The 17,195-nt window shown below is 67.6% G+C and carries 3 protein-coding genes; 1 reads left to right on the top strand and 2 read right to left on the bottom strand.

What is annotated here, in order from left to right:
- Nucleotides 1-53 precede the first annotated feature (53 nt).
- Nucleotides 54-4,319, bottom strand: a complete 4,266-nt coding sequence (locus QXH22_RS20590) for a PPE family protein (RefSeq protein ID WP_306276802.1) — start codon at nt 4,317-4,319, stop codon at nt 54-56.
- Nucleotides 4,320-5,224: 905 nt separating this feature from the next.
- On the opposite strand from QXH22_RS20590, the gene QXH22_RS20585 reads away from it, so the two are divergent.
- A complete protein-coding gene (locus QXH22_RS20585) occupies nt 5,225-11,806 on the top strand; it encodes a PE family protein (protein ID WP_306276801.1) in 6,582 nt (2,193 codons plus the stop codon).
- A gap of 449 nt (nt 11,807-12,255) precedes the next feature.
- Here the strand turns inward: QXH22_RS20585 and QXH22_RS20580 are convergent, their stop codons facing one another.
- Nucleotides 12,256-17,112 (bottom strand): PPE family protein, encoded by a 4,857-nt coding sequence (locus QXH22_RS20580; RefSeq protein ID WP_306276800.1) that lies wholly within the window; start codon nt 17,110-17,112, stop codon nt 12,256-12,258.
- Nucleotides 17,113-17,195 lie beyond the last annotated feature (83 nt).

Raw genomic sequence — 17,195 nt, 5'->3', positions numbered from 1 at the left:
AACGCAATTCGCGCCTGCCCAACAGGACAGGCGCGAATTGCGTTGAGGCGGGTTTACGTCGTGCCGCGGAAGAACAGGCCCGACAGGTTGTTGCCGACGTTGGCGACGCCCGAGACGAAGCTGCGCACGGCGAGGTCGAGCACGCCGGTGTTGGCGAAGCCTGAGACGCCGCTGCCGAAGTTGCTGACAGCCGAGATCAGGCCACCCCAGTTCTGGAAACCTGAACCACCAGTTAGCCCAGGGCCATTCGAGTTGTACCAGCCAGACATGCCTGCACCGTTGTTGCCGAATCCGGAGTTGCCGCCGGTGCCGGAGTTGAAGAATCCCGACGACGGCCCGAGGCTTGAGTTCAAGTATCCCGGCGCCGGGGGGATGTTGAATTCGGTGATCAATGTGCTGGGCAGATGGATGCTCGGGATGACCAGCGGTGGCGTGGTGAACGACGACAGACCGATCGGCGGGATGGTGATAGGCGGCGTCGAGAACTGCACCGTGGTGAGATCCGGCAGGGTGAAGGCACCCAGTCCGATCCGGCCGATCTCCAGCGGCGGGGTGCTGAACGCCGGCGTGGTGATGTCGGGCAACGTGAAGGCACCCAAACCAATTCGGCCGATCTCGAGCGGCGGGGTGGTGAACGCCACTGTGGTGATATCCGGCAGAGTGAACCCACCCAAACCGATCCGGCCGATCTCCAACGGCGGCGTCGAGAACGCCGGCGTCGTGATATCCGGCAGCGTAAAGGCCCCCAGCCCGATTCGCCCGATGTTCAGCGGCGGCGTGCTGAACGCCGGCGTCGTGATATCCGGCAACGTAAACCCACCCAAACCAATCCGGCCAATCTCCAACGGCGGCGTCGAGAACGCCGGCGTCGTGATATCCGGCAACGCGAACGCCCCCAAACCGATCCGGCCGATGTTCAGCGGCGGCGTCGAGAACGCCGGCGTCGTGATATCGGGCAAGGCGAAGTTGCTCACGCCGATCGGGTTGATCGTCAACGGCGGAGTCGAGAACGCGGGCGTCGTGATATCCGGCAATGTGAAGGCACCCAGGCCGATCCGCCCGATTTCCAGCGGCGGCGTGGTAATTGCCGGCGTCGTGATATCGGGCAAGTTGAAGGCGCCCAATCCGATCCGGCCGATCTCTAGTGGCGGAGTGGAGAACGCCGGGGTGGTGATATCCGGCAGGGCGAAGTTGCTCACCCCGATCGGGTTGATCGTCAACGGCGGCGTCGAGAACGCCGGTGTGATGATGTCTGGAAGTGTGAAACCACTCAGTCCGATCGGGCCAATTTCCAACGGCGGCGTCGTGATCACCGGCGTCTTGATGTCAGGCAGCGCGAAGTTGCTCACCCCGATCGGGTTAATCGTCAACGGCGGAGTCGAGAACGCCGGCGTCGTGATATCCGGCAGCGCGAAGTTACCCACACCGATCGGGTTAATCGTCAACGGCGGCGTCGAGATTTGCGGAGTCGTGATGGCCGGCAACGTGAAGCCGGCGGTCGTGATTGGATCGACGTGGATGGCGGGGATGTTGATCGTAGGCAGGTTGATTGGCGGTATCGTCAGCGATTCAATCGCGTAAGGAATTCCGAAGCCATTGATGTAGCCGCCGCCGATACTGACAAACGCATTGGGGCCACCGTTACCACCGATCTGCGGATATACCCCCGCCAAACCCGTTTGCAGGAACGTGATGTTGTTGGGGAGGAATATGACGATGTCGTTGATTCGCGCCTCAGGCAGATAGATGGTGCCCGTAGTAAGAGTTCCGGCGATTCTTGGCGTAGTGAATGCGTCCGTCGTGATGCCCTTGATGGCAATAGCTGGGGTGTCGATCTTCGGCAGGCTGAACCCCCCGATCTGAGTTCCCGCCGGAATCGAGAACGACGGGACGGTGACTGATGGAATGCTCAACGCAGGCAGGCTGAACGCACCGAGCGCCGTCCCGGCGGGAATGGTGATCGGCGGCACACTCAGCGATGGAATGCTGAGTGTGGGCAGGTTGAATGCACCCAAGGCTGTCCCGGCCGGGATCGTGACCGACGGAATGGTCAGCGAGGGGATACTCAACGCCGGCAAGTCGAACGCACCCAATGCGGTCCCTGCCGGAATCGTGAACGACGGGACAGTCAACGGCGGAATGCTCAGCGCCGGCAGGTTGAACGCACCTAAAGCTGTGCCCGCCGGGATCGACAACGACGGCACATTCAAGGACGGAATGCTCAGCGGCGGGAGATCAAACGCACCCAACGCCGTCCCCGCCGGAATCGTGAACGACGGAACAGTGAGGGAGGGAACACTCAGTGTGGGCAGGTTGAACGCACCCAATGCGGTCCCTGCCGGAATCGACACCGACGGCACATTCAACGACGGAACACTCAACGTCGGCAAATTGAACGCACCCAACGCCGTCCCCGCCGGAATCGACAGCGACGGCACATTCAACGACGGAATACTCAACTCCGGCAAGTTGAACGCACCCAACGCCGTCCCCGCCGGAATCGAGAACGACGGCACCGTAACCGACGGAATGCTCAGCGTCCCCAGATTGAACGCACCCAACGCCGTCCCCGCCGGAATCGACACCGACGGCACCGTGACCGACGGAATGCTCAGCGTCCCCAGATTGAACGCACCCAACGCCGTCCCCGCCGGAATCGAGAACGACGGCACATTCAACGACGGAACACTCAACTCCGGCAAGTTGAACGCACCCAACGCCGTCCCCGCCGGAATCGAGAACGACGGCACCGTGACCGACGGAATGCTCAGCGTCCCCAGATTGAACGCACCCAACGCAGTCCCCGCCGGAATCGAGAACGACGGCACATTCAGCGACGGAATACTCAACGTCGGCAGGTCAAACGCACCCAAGGCAGTGCCCGCGGGGATGGAGAACGAGGGGATGGTCAGCCCGGGCAGACTGGCCGTGGGCAGATCGAATGCCGGAATCGAGAATCCGGGGATCTCGAGGGGTGGCAGTGTCAGATCGGGCGTGGTGATCGCAATGTGGAGAGCGCCCTGGCCGACCCCGCGGTAGAACACACCGTTATTCATCTGGCCGGTGTTGAACAGGCCGTTGTTCATGTCGCCGTAGTTCAGGATTCCGGTGTTGATGCTGCCCGGGTTGAGGAATCCGGTATTGGCGAAACCGGTGTTGAACGAACCGGTGTTGGAGGCGCCGGGATTGAAGCTGCCCATGTTGAAACTGCCGACGTTGACGTTGCCGGTGTTCGCGTCGCCGACGTTGAAGATTCCGCTGTTGAACGAACCTGCATTCAGGAAGCCGCTGTTGCCCGAGCCGGGGCTCCACAGGCCGGTGTTGAAGTTGCCGGCGTTGCCGATGCCGAAGTTTCCGTTGCCCGAGTTGAAGAAGCCGATGTTGTTGTTGCCGGAGTTGAACAGGCCGAGATTTCCGGTGCCCGAGTTCAATCCGCCGATGCCGATCTGACCGGTGCCCGTCAGTCCGATGCCGATATTGCCGTTGCCGCTGTTGCCGAACCCAAAGTTGCCGATGCCGGCGTTGCCGAAGCCGAAGTTGTTGCTGCCGAGGTTGCCCAGGCCGAAGTTGCCGTTACCGAGGTTGGCGAAACCGAGGTTTGAGAGGCCGGCATTGCCCCAGCCGAAGTTGAGGTTTCCGAGGTTGCCGCCACCGAGGTTGTTCTGGCCGAAATTCCCGTTACCGACGTTCGCCGTGCCGATGTTGGCCAGTCCGAGGTTGGCGTTGAGGAAGCTGTCCAGTGTGACCGCCGGCGTCGCGGCCGCACCGGGTGCGCCGCTTGCCAGCACGCCCGCCAGGCTCTGCAATGGCTGCGCGAAAGGCTGCAGCGCCGATGCCACCGCCGAGGCACCGGCGTGATACGCCGACATCGCCGACACATCCAGCGCCCACATCTCCTCGTAGAGCGCTTCCGCGCTGGCGATCGCTGGGGCGTTCTGCCCGAAGATGTTTGACAACACCAACGACACGAAGTTGCTGCGGTTGGCCGCGATCAACTCCGGGTGCACCATGGCCGCCCGGACAGCGTCGAACTCCGCCGCCATGGTGCTGGCCTGCGCCGCTGACTGCCCGGCCTGCGATGCCGCCGCGCTCAGCCATCCCGCGTAGGGCGCGGCAGCGGCCGCCATCGCGGTTGCCGCGGCACCCTGCCACGACCCGTTGACCAAGCTGGCGGTCACCGACCCGAAAGAGGCTGCAGCCGTGGCTAACTCATCGGCCAGGCTTTCCCAGGCGGTCGCCGCGGCCAGCATCGGCTCGGTCCCCGCTCCGGCGGAGATCAACGCGGAGTTGATTTCTGGTGGCAGCACAAAAAAGCTCATGGTTGGACCTCTCAGGTGGCATCGCTGGTGTTGGCATCAAGCCAATGAAGGGCGACACAACCGACCAGGGCCCGAACCCGCGGTTGCAGCTAAACGCATCTCGTAGCGGAGAAGCTAGCGGACGTCTGCCCGGGTGGCGCATCAGATTTATCTACGCGAGATGCAAACGTTATCTTTTCGTTATTCGGCTACCGGACATTTGCCAAGTTGCTTTACACGGACGGCCTGCAGCGCCGGTGAGCCTGCCAATGTCAAGCTCACCGCCCAGACCCATGAGGAGTCAACATGATTCGCACACGGGACCACGCCTGGTTGCCTGGACAGGGAAATGGCATAAAAAGTCAAATGCGTCCGCAGCACGCACGAAATAGACGCACATTCGGCGCAAATAGGTCATGCCCAGCTCGCAAAACCGAAGGCTGTCCGAACAACACGACACGGCAGACACGGACCGATCCCCACCCCGGTTGGGGAGCCTACAGTGGAGCAGCCGCGGCGGCGGAAGAACGCGCGAAAATCTCTACCCGCCCTCAGGCGACCCGGCTGCCGACGACGGGCGGCCAGGGAAGAACGCTCCGACAACTGCCGGCAAGTCCAAGGCGTCGGCACTGCCGACGCCCGAGACCCATGTTCAGAAGCCGACTCCCGCAACGGGCCGCACCGGCTCTGAAAAGGTCGGCTCCGGCAGGACATACGAGGTCCGCGAACCGACTCAGCAACACACTGCCCAGCGCGCTGACAAATAGATACACATCTTTCGTTTAATGACCGTATGTAAAGCTCATCGACACTACCTGTGCCGTCAATAACGTTTAGATAACGAACGAGAGAAATCCGACCATTCGCAAACCTGACGAATAGCATCGGCGGATCGGGCTACTTGCGGGAAAGTGGGATCTGACGCCATGTCGTACGTGATTGCAGCAACGAGCACCCTATCGGCGGTCGCATCGGACGTCGGTAGCATCGGATCCGCAATCAGCGCAGCCAATTTCGCTGCGGCGCTGCCCACTACTGAAGTGATGTCGGCCGCCGCGGACGAGGTCTCGACGCGTATCGCCGCGCTGTTTGGCGAGCACGCCGCCAACTACCAAAATCTCGCCGCCGAAGCTGCTGCTTTTCATGATCAATTTGTTCGCACATTACAGACAACCGCATCTTCGTATTCCAGCGCAGAAGCTCTGAGCACAACGCTAATGCAGCAGACGCTGAACATCGTCAACGCGCCCACCCTGGCCCTGCTCGGACGTCCACTCATCGGCGACGGTGCCAACGGCGCACCGGGCACCGGCCAGAGTGGCGGCGCAGGCGGGATTCTCTGGGGTAACGGTGGCGCCGGCGGCTCCGGCGTGACCGGACTGAACGGCGCCAACGGTGGGGCAGGCGGTAGCGGCGGCGTATCGGGATTGATCGGCTCGGGCGGGGCGGGCGGCGCCGGCGGATCGTCAACTACCGGCATCGGCGGCTCCGGCGGGGCGGGCGGATCGGCCCAACTCTTCGGCGCCGCCGGAGCCGGTGGGGCAGGCGGCTTCTCGGCCTCAGGCATCGGTGGCGCCGGTGGTGGCGGCGGTACCGCGTCGCTGTTCGGTACGGGCGGCGTGGGCGGTGCCGGTGGCCTGTCGACCTCCGGCACCGGAGGCACCGGAGGTCCTGGCGGCAGCGGCGGCCTTCTGTTCGGCAACGGCGGCGCGGGCGGTGCCGGTGGCGCCGGAGGCACCCAGAGCGGATCGGGTGGAGCCGGTGGCGACGCGGGCTGGATTACCGGAGGCGGCGGGGCCGGTGGCGCGGGCGGCAGCGGACTTCACGGAACCAACGGCACCGACGGCATCACCGGGGGGCAGAACGGCACCAGCGGTACCGCCGGAGGTGCCGCCGGTAACGGCGGAATCGGCGGACGAGGCGGACTGCTCTTCGGCACCGGTGGTGACGGGGGTGCCGGCGGCATCGGTGGCATCGGCGGGTCGGGCGGCCATGGCGCCCTTGGAGACCCTGGCCTGACAGGTGGAGCCGGCGGCAACGGCGGTGCTGGCGGGGCCGGCGGAACCGGCGGTGCGCCCGGCGCTGGCGGGGCGTTGTTCAGCCCCGCGGGTCACGGCGGGGCAGGCGGGTCCGGCGGGGACGGCGGCGTGGCCGGTTCCGGGGGGGTCGGCGGCAAGGGCGTGGTCGTCGGCGGTGTCGCCGGTCAGGGCGGCGCCGGTGGCAAGGGCGGTACCCCAGGCACCGGCGGAGTCGGCGGCCTGGGCGGAGGCGCCGGCGCCAACGCAGGCAGCAACGGCGCGTCCGGTATCACGCCTGGCGGCGGTAACGGCGGCGCCGGCGGCGGCGGAGCGAACGCCACCACTCCCAACGGCAATGGCGGCGAGGGCGGTCGGGGCGGTGACGCCGGCGCGGCCGGCGGCGATGGCGGTGCCGGCGGGCGCGGTGGTGACGCGGGCGCGTTCGGCAACGGCGGCAAAGGCGGCGACGGTGGCAACGGCATGGCCGGGGCTGCCGCCAGCGCGCCTGGCGCGAACGGCAATGCGGGCGGCGCGGGTGGGGCCGGCGGTGCCGGTGGTAACGGCGGAACAACGTCGGGCAACGGCGGCGCGGGCGGTGCCGGCGGCACGGGTGCGAGCGGTAGCGCCGGCGCGGCAGCCGCCCCGGGCCTGGCCGGCGGAACCGGCGGGAGCGGCGGAAAGGGCGGGGCCGGCGGGGCCGGCGGCGTCGCGCTCGGCGCGGGCGTTGGCGGGGCAGGCGGTGACGGCGGTGCTGGTGGTGTGGCCGGAGACGGCGGGGCCGGCGGCAAGGGCCTGGTCGTCGGCGGTGTCGCCAATCCGGGCGGCGATGGGGGCAACGGCGGCAACGCCGGTGCCGGCGGAACCGGCGGGGCCGGCGGTAGCGGCGTCACGGCAGGCGTTAACGGCAAGACCGGAGGCACTCCAACTCTCGGCGGTAACGGCGGTGCAGGCGGCGCAGGCGCCGACGCGGTCGTGGCCGGCGCCGCAGGCGGCAACGGCGGCAAGGGCGGTAACGGGGGATCGGTCGGCAATGGTGGCGCCGGTGGAGCCGGCGGCAACGGCCTCGCCGGTGCGCCGGTGGCCGGCGCCGGGACAAACGGCAACGCCGGCGGCGCCGGCGGCGCCGGCGGTGCCGGTGGGGCCGGCGGGTCGATCTCGGGCAACGGTGGTACCGGCGGCGCTGGTGGAAACGGCGCCGCCGGAAGCGCCGGCATCGCAGGAGCCGCTGGCGGGGCGGGCCTGACAGGCGGCGACGGCGGCAGCGGCGGTGCCGGCGGCAAAGGCGGCGCCGGCGGCGTCGGCGGCACTGCCCTCGGCAAGGGCGTCAGCGGCCAGGGCGGAGCCGGTGGCAACGGCGGTCAGGGTGGAGCACCGGGTGACGGTGGCGCCGGCGGCAACGGCGTTGTGGTCGGCGGCGTGGCCGGCAACGGCGGTGACGGTGGCAACGGTGGTAACCCCGGGGCGGGCGGACTCGCCGGACTCGGCGGCGCCGGCGGCACCGGAGCCCAGTCCGGCGCCAACGGCGCGGCGGGCAGCACCCCGGCCGCCGGCGGCAATGGCGGCCTCGGCGGTACCGGGGCCTCCGCGACCACCGCCGGTGGGGCCGGCGGCGCTGGCGGCAAGGGCGGAAATGGCGGGTCGGTCGGCAACGGCGGCCAGGGCGGCGCCGGCGGCAACGGATTTGTGGGTGCGCAAGGCACTAACGCGAGCAACCCCGGTGATAACGGGACCGCTGGCAGCAGCGGCGGAACCGGTGGAGCCGGTGGCGCCGGTGGTAACGGTGGCAACATCGCCGGCTTCGGTGGTAGCGGTGGGGCTGGCGGGAAAGGTGGCCTCGGCGGTTTCGGAGGTAACGGCGCCAACGGTAGCGACGGCGGCCTGGGACTCAATGGAGGAACAGGCGGCAACGGAGGCCTGGGCGGTAAGGGGGGCGCCGGCGGCGCTGGCGGGACCGCCGGAACCGGCGCCTTCGGCAGCGGTACAAATGGCGCTGGCGGAGCCGGGGGCAACGGCGGGTTCGGCGGCGCCGCCGGTGACGGCGGCACCGGCGGGACCGGCACCTTCGCTAACGGCGGCACCGGAACCGGTGGCGACGGCGGCAAGGGCGGGACGGTCGGCGCCGGTGGTGCCGGCGGCCTGGGTGGCAGCAACGGCGGCACCGGCGGCGGCAGTGGCAAGAATGGTCAAGTCGGCGCCCAGGGCACAGGCGGCAACGGCGGCACCGGCGGCACTGGCGCTGCGGCGACCACGGCGGGTGGCAACGGCGGCAGTGGAGGTAACGGCGGCGACGCCGGACCAGTCGGCAACGGTGGGACAGGCGGGACCGGCGGCGCCGGCGGCGCCGGCCAGAAGGGCACCGACGCGACCGTCACCGGCCAAAACGGTGGTACGGGCAGCGGTGGCGGCGTCGGCGGCGCAGGCGGCAAGGGCGGTGCGGGCGGCAGTATCGCCGGTGTCGGCGGCGCCGGCGGGGCCGGCGGTGTGGGCGGCGCGGGCGGCGCCGGCGGAGCCGGCATCAATGGGGCTGACGGCGGTGAGGGCCTGGCCGGCGGAGCAGGCAGCAACGGTGGGCAGGGCGGCACGGGCGGTAACGGCGGCGTCGGCGGCGCTCCGGGCACCGGCGCCGGCGGCACAGGTAAAGGCGGAGCGGGCGGAGCCGCCGGCAACGGTGGCTTCGGTGGTACCGCAGGCAGCGGTGGTGCCGGCGGGACCGGCACATTCGCGGGCGGCGGCTCTGGCGCCGGCGGCAAGGGCGGGCAGGGCGGGACACCTGGCTCCGGTGGCGCCGGCGGTATCGGCGGTAGCGGAAACAGCGGCGGTGTGGCCGGTGCGGATGGGAAGTCCGGCGGGATGGGCGTGGGCGGCAACGGTGGCACGGGTGGCACCGGCGCGGCGGCAACCACGCCCGGCGGCGTCGGCGGAACCGGTGGTGACGGCGGTGATGCAGGACCGGTCGGCAACGGCGGTTCCGGCGGAACCGGCGGTGCCGGCACATTCGGCGCCAAGGGCGCGGACGCGACCATCGCCGGTCAGGATGGCGGCACGGGCGGTAGCGGTGGTACCGGCGGTGCCGGCGGTAAGGGTGGTGCCGGCGGAACGCTGTCCGGATTCGGCGGAAACGGCGGGTCCGGCGGGTCAGGCGGTATCGGTGGCGTTGGCGGGGCCGGCGCCAACGGCGCTGACGGCGGCCTGGGCCTGGCGGGCGGCGACGGCGGCAACGGTGGTCAGGGCGGGTCCGGCGGTAACGGCGGCACTGGCGGCACTCCCGGCACTGGCGCCAGCGGAACGGGTACCGCGGGCGCCGGCGGTGCCGCCGGCAACGGTGGTTTCGGCGGGTCCGCAGGCACCGGCGGGGCCGGCGGCACAGGCACCTTTGATGGCGGGGGCTCAGGCACCGGCGGTAAAGGTGGCCAAGGCGGGACTCCGGGTAACGGTGGCAGCGGTGGTACTGGCGGTGCCGGCAGCACCGCCGGAGCGAATGGCAAATCTGGCGGCATGGGCGTCGGCGGCAACGGCGGCACCGGCGGCACCGGCGCCGCGGCGACCACACCCGGCGGCGCCGGAGGTAGCGGCGGTGACGGTGGCGACGCCGGACCGGTCGGTAGCGGCGGAAACGGCGGAGCCGGCGGGGCCGGTGCGACTGGCGGTAAGGGCGGTGACGCGACCCTCGTCGGCCAGAACGGCGGCACCGGCGGGGATGGTGGTAACGGCGGCGCCGGCGGCAAGGGAGGTGCCGGCGGCGCGATTTCCGGCAATGGCGGCAACGGCGGTGCTGGTGGCGTCGGAGGAACCGGCGGCACCGGTGGAACCAGCGGTGCCGGTGCCATCGGCGGGTCCGGCGGAACGGGCGGGACCGGCGGCCAGGCCGGTGCGGCGGGCACGGCTCTCGCACTCGGCGCGAAGGCCGGCTCCGTGGGCGTCACCGGGAACGGCGGAAACGGTGGAAACGGTGGATCCGGCGGCGCCGGGGTATCAGGTTCCATCAATGGCGGCACCGGCGGTACCGGCGGCACAGGCGGCAAGGCGGGCGCGCCGGCCTCGAGCGGAAACCCGGTGGGCGTCAGCGGAAATGGGGGCCGCGGGGGGAACGGAGGCTTCGGTGCCGCAGGCACTTCCGGCAGCACCCCGGGTGCTGCGGGCACCGCAGGAGGCACCGGCGGAAATGGCGGTGCCGGTGGCGTAGGCGGGGCGCCGGCGGTCGTCGGCGGCGCTGGCGCCGGCAATGGCGGCAACGGCGGGAATGCAGGCAGCGGAGGGAGCGGCGGCAGCGGTGCCTCCGGTGCCGCGGACGCAGGTTCCGGCGGAAAGGGTGGCGCCGGCGGAAACGGCGGGAACGGCGGTGCCGGCGGCGCCGCCGGCGGCGTCGGGGCTTCTGCGGGCATCCAAGGCAATGCCGGAGGCGGCGGCAACGGTGGCGCCGGGGGCGCAGGCGGCCTCGGGTCGGCCGGTGTCAACCCAACCCCAGCGAACCCGCAGAACGGATCGGCTGCCAACGGCACTCAACCACCCGACGTCCTCATCGGCAAAGGCAATGTCGGGATGGTCGGCAGCAACGGCGCCGACGCCACCGCCCCAGGACAGACCGGCGGCACCGGCGGTAAGGGCGGAGGCAATGTCCTCACGGCTGGATACGGAAACGCCAACGGCGGGGCGGGCGGTAACGGCGGAAACGGCGGGCCAAGCGGGGGCAATGGCGGCAACGGCGGCATGGGAGGAACCGGTTCCCAAGTCTCGATAGGTAATTACGCAGCCGGCGGCGTCGGCGGTAACGGCGGCACCGGCGGATACGGCGGCAACGGCGGCAACGGCGGCACCGGCGGAGATGCGCTCGGCGGCGTGGGGATTCCGGTCAGCGCGACGTATCCCGGCAACGGCGGCAACGGCGGCAACGGCGGCTTCGGCGGAGGCAAGGGCGGCACCGGTGGCATGGCCGGGCTCTCGTTCTTCGGTACCAACTCGGGAGATCCCAGCTACGGCGCTACCGGCGGTACGGGCGGCAACGGCGGTCAAGGAGTCACTGGCGGCACCGGAGGTCTGGGCGGCGCCGGCGGCGCCGGTGGCAATGCCGGATACGGCGGCGGCAACGCGCTCGGTGGCAACGGCGGCGTCGGTGGCGCCGGTGGGTCCGGCGGCACCGGAGCGGTTGGCGGCACTGGTGGCGACGGCGGCACCGGCAACACCATCGCGATTGGCGGCAACGGAGGTAACGGGGGTAACGGCGGCACTGGCGGCACCGGAGGCACCGGAGGCACCGGAGGCAGTGGCGGCGCCGCCGGCCTAGGACCCAACGGGAGCTTGATCGGCAGCGGTATCGGCGGTGACGGCGGCGCTGGCGGTAGCGGTGGATTCGGCGGTGGCGGCGGTACTGCCGGTAAGGGCGGCGCGGCCTACAACAGCATCGCCTGGCCCTACGGCACCAACGGTAGTGACGGCAGCGCTGGCGCGATCGGGTCTACCGGCAGCGCCGGCACCGCAGGTTCCAAGGGGTAGCCGAACCGGCTGTGATGCGTTGTCCCCCAATGCGTTGTCCCCCAATGCGTTGTCCCCCTGCCGATCCTCAGGCAGGGTGGGCGACCGCACGGCTTGGAGAGTCCAGCTACACATTCGCCGGCCGAGGTGGTACCTCGGCGTCGGCGGGAATGTTGAAAGCGCTCTAGTTCAGACAACCCATCGGCGCGGCGGTTGTGAATTTCCCTGCCATCGACGACTCCAGTCGCTTGTCAGCAGGACGTGACTTCCGTTGTTGAGAGAACCCGGCCCGGCGGTAAGCAGAACCCTGGGCCGACGTCACTAGGGACGCCAAGCCCGGCTGTCTGCCACTAAGCAGCGCTGACGAAATCCCGTGCAGCCCATGTACTTTGCCGCGGGCGCGCCGCGCCAGATGGGCGATCGCCACCGGTAGCTTCTTACCGCAATCCGGCGATCACGAAGCTGGCGGCTTAAGGCCCTGTCCCGGTGGTGAAAAACCCGGAGAGCTTCTGGCCGATATTCCTGAAGCCGGAGTCGAGGGCTGCCGTCATCAGGCCAACCGAGCTGGTGTTGGCGTAGCCCGACACGGCGTTGCCCCAGTTCGACATTCCGGATACGAACTCGCCGACGTTGAAGGAGCCCGAAACCGCGCCCAACAATGTATCGGGTACCTGGTTCCAGAATCCCGACACCGCAGATCCGACGTTGCCGAAGCCCGATGCCCCGCCCAGCCCACTGTTGAAGAAGCCCGACGATGGCACGGACGTGGTGTTTCCTACGCCTGGCCCGCCGAAGTTGATGGGAATATTGATCGGCCCCAGCCCTCCGTTCAGCGCGACATTCAGCGGAGCGAGGCCAATGCTGAAACCAGGGATGGTGACGGCGTTGGTGCTGCCGCTCAACGGGATGTCGAGGCCAATTCGCGGAATATTGATGCCACCAATGGTGAAGGGGTCGGTGGATCCGTTCAACGGAATGCTGAGTCCGATCTCAGGAATGTTGACCCCACCGATAGTGAATGGGTTCGTCGTCCCGCTCAGCGGAACGTTGAGACCGATTTGCTGAAGGCTGAAGCCGGTGATGGTGATGGGATTGGTCGTTCCGCTCAGCGGAAGGTTCAGTCCGAACGCCGGAAGACTGAACCCGGCAATGGTGAACGGGTTGGTCGCGCCCTTCAGCGGCAGGTCCAGGCCAAATTTTTCGATACTGAAGCCGTTGATGCTGAATGGCTCGGTGCCACCGGTCAGCACCGGTCCCACGGTGAATGTGCTCAGCGGGATCGGGCCGATGTAACCCGTGATGACACCCCCGACATTCAACGGAATCTGGCCGATGAAAATGCCGATCGGTATCGTCACGCCGACCGTCACGGGGATGCCAGGAATGGTGATGTTGGGCACGGTGACATTACCGATTCCGCCGCTGGCCTCCAGCGCCACCGGAATCGACGGAATGGTGATATCAGGCACCGTGACGGGACCGATGCCACCAGCCGCGAGCAGGCTCAGCGGTATTCCCGGAATATTGACATTGGGCACGGTGATCGGCCCGATACCTCCGGCAGCGATCAGATTGAGTGGTATGCCCGGAACGCTGATGTCGGGCACGGTGACAGGACCGAGGCCGCCGGCCGCCAACAAATTCAGCGGAATCCCCGGAATATCGATGTTCGGAACGGTGATCGGCCCCAGTCCGCCGGCAGCGACCAAATTCAGCGGAATCGCCGGAATCGTGATGTCGGGCACCGTGATCGGTCCCACAGCGCCGGCCACCTCGACGCTCAATGGGATAGCGGGAAGCGTGATGGTGCCCGAGACGCCGGCGAGTCCCTGGTAGTCACCGCGCCAGAACATGCCATTGCTGAAGTTGCCGGTAATCAACGCACCGGTGTTGACGTCGCCGTTGTTCAACAAGCCGGTGTTGATGTTGCCCGGGTTCAACAGGCCGGTGTTGAGGTCGCCCGGGTTGAAATCGCCCGTATTCACGCTGCCGGCGTTGAAGTTGCCGGTGTTGTGACTGCCTACGTTGGCAATACCGCTGTTCACGCTGCCGACGTTGAAGAAACCGGTGTTGGCATTGCCTGCATTGCCCAGGCCGGTGTTGTAGCTGCCGGAGTTTCCGATGCCGAAGTTTCCGGTGCCGGAGTTGAAGAACCCGACGTTGCCGTTGCCCGAGTTGCCGAAACCGATGTTGCCGATCCCTGAGTTCAGACCACCGATCCCGATCTGGTTGTTGCCCGTCAGTCCGATCCCGATGTTCCCGTTACCCGTGTTGCCGAAGCCGATGTTGCCGTTACCGATGTTGCCGAAACCGAAGTTCTGCATTCCGGCGGTCAACCCGGGGCCCGTGTTGCCGAACCCGACATTGCCGTTGCCGAGGTTGCCGAACCCGAAGTTGTTGTCGCCGAGGTTTCCGAAGCCGAAACTCCCAGCCCCGACGTTGCCACCACCGATGTTGACACTGCCGACGTTGCCAAGGCCCAAGTTGGAGATGCCCACGTTAGCGGCGCCGGTGTTCAGAGTGCCATCGTTTGCAAAGCCGAGGTTGAACGTGGTTCCCCCTGCGGCATTGCGCAACAAGCCGGCGAGATGATCACCCGTGTTGGCGATGCCGGAGTTGAAAGCCGCGGTCGCCATGCCCGCCGTGCTGGTGTTGAACAGCCCCGAGACCGTGTTGCCGAAGTTCGACATCCCCGAGGTGAGCGGCCCGACGTTGAATGAGCCGGAGTTCCCGAGACTTTGCGCAACATTCCAAAAGCCGGAACTGCCGGACCCGAAGTTGCCGATACCCGACGTCCCGCCGGCGCCACTGTTGAAGAATCCCGACGACGGCGTGGCTGTCGTGTTGCCGAAACCCGGGCCGCCGATGTTGATCGGGATTTCGATCGGGCCCACACTGCCGGCCACCTGAAGGCCCAGGGGGATGGGGGGAAGACTGAAACCGTTCGGGAATATCGTGATTGGGCCCAGCCCGCCTCCTACGTTGATACCCAGCGGTATCGCGGGCAGCGTGTAGCCGTTCGGGAAGACAGTCAAGGGGCCCAGGCCGCCACCTACGTTGATACCCAACGGGATCGGCGGAAGGTTGTATCCATTCGGAAAAAGCGTGACCGGGCCGAGGCCGCCGCCCACATTGACACTCAACGGGATTTCCGGAATCGAGTATTGGTTGGGGAACAGAGTGAACGGTCCTATGCCCCCACCGACGTTCACGCTCAGCGGGATTCCGGGGATCGAAATGGTGGGGGTGCTTACCGGCCCGATGCCGCCCCCGACGTTGACAGACAACGGAATGCCCGGAAGCGTGATCGTCGGGGTGCTGAAACCGCCTATCCCACCGCCCACCGTTATCTTGCCCACGTCGAGCGTGACCGTGCCGGGGCCTACGGTCCCCACGGTCGGGTTGACGCCCAACAATCCAAGCGCCAACGGTGATGCCGGGAAGGTGATCGGGATGTTCAACAGTGGGGCGCTCGACAGCTTGAGCTCGATCTGGTTGAGAGTGACCGGCGGGATGGTGATTGGACCGACCAGTGCGCCGCTGCTGTTGATGCCGAGCCCAATCGTGGGAATGGTGATGGGCGGAACGGTGATTGGACCGACGAGCGCACCGTTGCTGTTGATGCCCAAACCGATCGTGGGAACAGTGATGGGCGGGATGGTGATCGGACCGACCAACGCGTTGGAACTGTTGATGCCCAGCCCGATCGTGGGAATGGTGATCGGCGGGATGGAGATTGGGCCGGCCAGAGCGCCATTACTGTTGATGCCCAGACCGATCTCAGGAACTGTGATAGGCGGCAACGTAATTGGGCCAACCAGCGCGCCGTTGCTGTTGATGCCCAACCCGATCTCAGGAACCGCGATCGGCGGCAGGGTTATTGGACCGAGGTCCCCGAGCCCATCGAGATTCAAGCCGATCGCCGGGATGATCAGCCTGCCCGAGTAGCCGGCCAGGCCCTGGAAGTCACCCCGCCAGAAGAACCCGTTGTTGTAGCTCCCCGTATTGAGCGCCCCGGTGTTGACGTTGCCGATGTTGCCCCAGCCGGTGTTCAGATTGCCGGGGTTGAATCCGCCGGTGTTGGAGTTGCCCGTGTTCCAGTTCCCCGTATTCAAACTGCCCAGGTTGAAGTTGCCCGTGTTGTAGTTACCGATGTTCGCGATGCCCGAGTTGGCGATGCCGGTGTTGAACAAACCGGTGTTGGCCTCGCCGGCGTTGCCGATACCGGTGTTGTAGCTGTTTCCGGAGTTGAACAGGCCGAAGTTTCCGGTGCCCGAGTTCCCGATGCCGATGTTGCCGGTGCCCGAGTTGAACAACCCGATGTTGCCCGTGCCCGAGTTCAGGCCGCCGATTCCCTGCAGATTATTGCCGTTCAGCCCAAAGCCGATGTTCCCGTTGCCCGTGTTACCGAAGCCGATGTTTCCACTGCCGGTGTTCCCGAAGCCGAAGTTGTTGCTGCCGGTATTGCCGAAGCCCACGTTTCCGACCGCGGCCGTCAGGCCGGCACCGATGTTGCCGAAGCCGAAATTGTTGCTGCCCAGGTTGCCGAAGCCGAAATTGTTGCTACCCAGGTTGCCGAAGCCGAGGTTGTAGCTGCCCAGGTTGCCGCCGCCCAGGTTGTAGCTACCCAGGTTCCCGCTGCCGAGACTGAAGTTGCCGAAGTTGCCATTGCCGACGTTGCCCATGCCGCTGTTCGCAAGGCCCAGGTTGATGTTGCTCGTCACGGTCGGCGCGGCGGCAGCGGCGCTGACGACGGCCGCGATCGCGTTGGGCGCGGCTGCCAGTTGGGCGGGCAGGCTCGCCAGACTCTGCAGCGGTTGAAGGAGCGGCGTCAGTCCGGCGGCTACCGCCGAAGCCCCGGCATGGTAGGCAGCCATCGCTGACACATCCAGGGCCCACATCTCCTCATAGATGCCCTCCACGGCCGCGATAGCGGGGGCGTTCTGGCCGAAGAGGTTCGAAATCACCAGTGCGACAATCTCATTACGGTTGGCGGAGACCAAGTCTGGCAGCACCATCGCTGAGCGGACCGCTTCGAACTCGGTAACCAGCGCGCCGGCCTGCGTGGCGGCGCGGGTCGCCTGGTCAGCCGCCGCGGAAAGCCACGCAGCGTAGGGACCCGCGACCGCCGCCATCGCCATGGACGCCGCACCCTGCCACGCCCCGCCGACGAGGCCGGACGTCACGGATTGAAATGACGCCGCGGCCGTCGCCAGTTCACCGGCCAGCCCGTCCCATGCTGCCGCCGCGGCCAGCATCGGCTGGGATCCCGCCCCGGCGTGTATCAGGGCAGAGTTGATCTCGGGGGGCAGCACAAGGAAGCTCATCGCCTTACCTCTCTAAGGTGGCATCTACGCCGTGACAGCCCCTGACGACCGGTGAGACCCCCCACCCACGGACGTCGACAAGC

The organism is Mycobacterium sp. TY814 (assembly GCF_030755175.1).
In the GTDB taxonomy this organism is placed as follows: domain Bacteria; phylum Actinomycetota; class Actinomycetes; order Mycobacteriales; family Mycobacteriaceae; genus Mycobacterium.
This window is presented reverse-complemented; position numbering and strand designations above follow the sequence as displayed.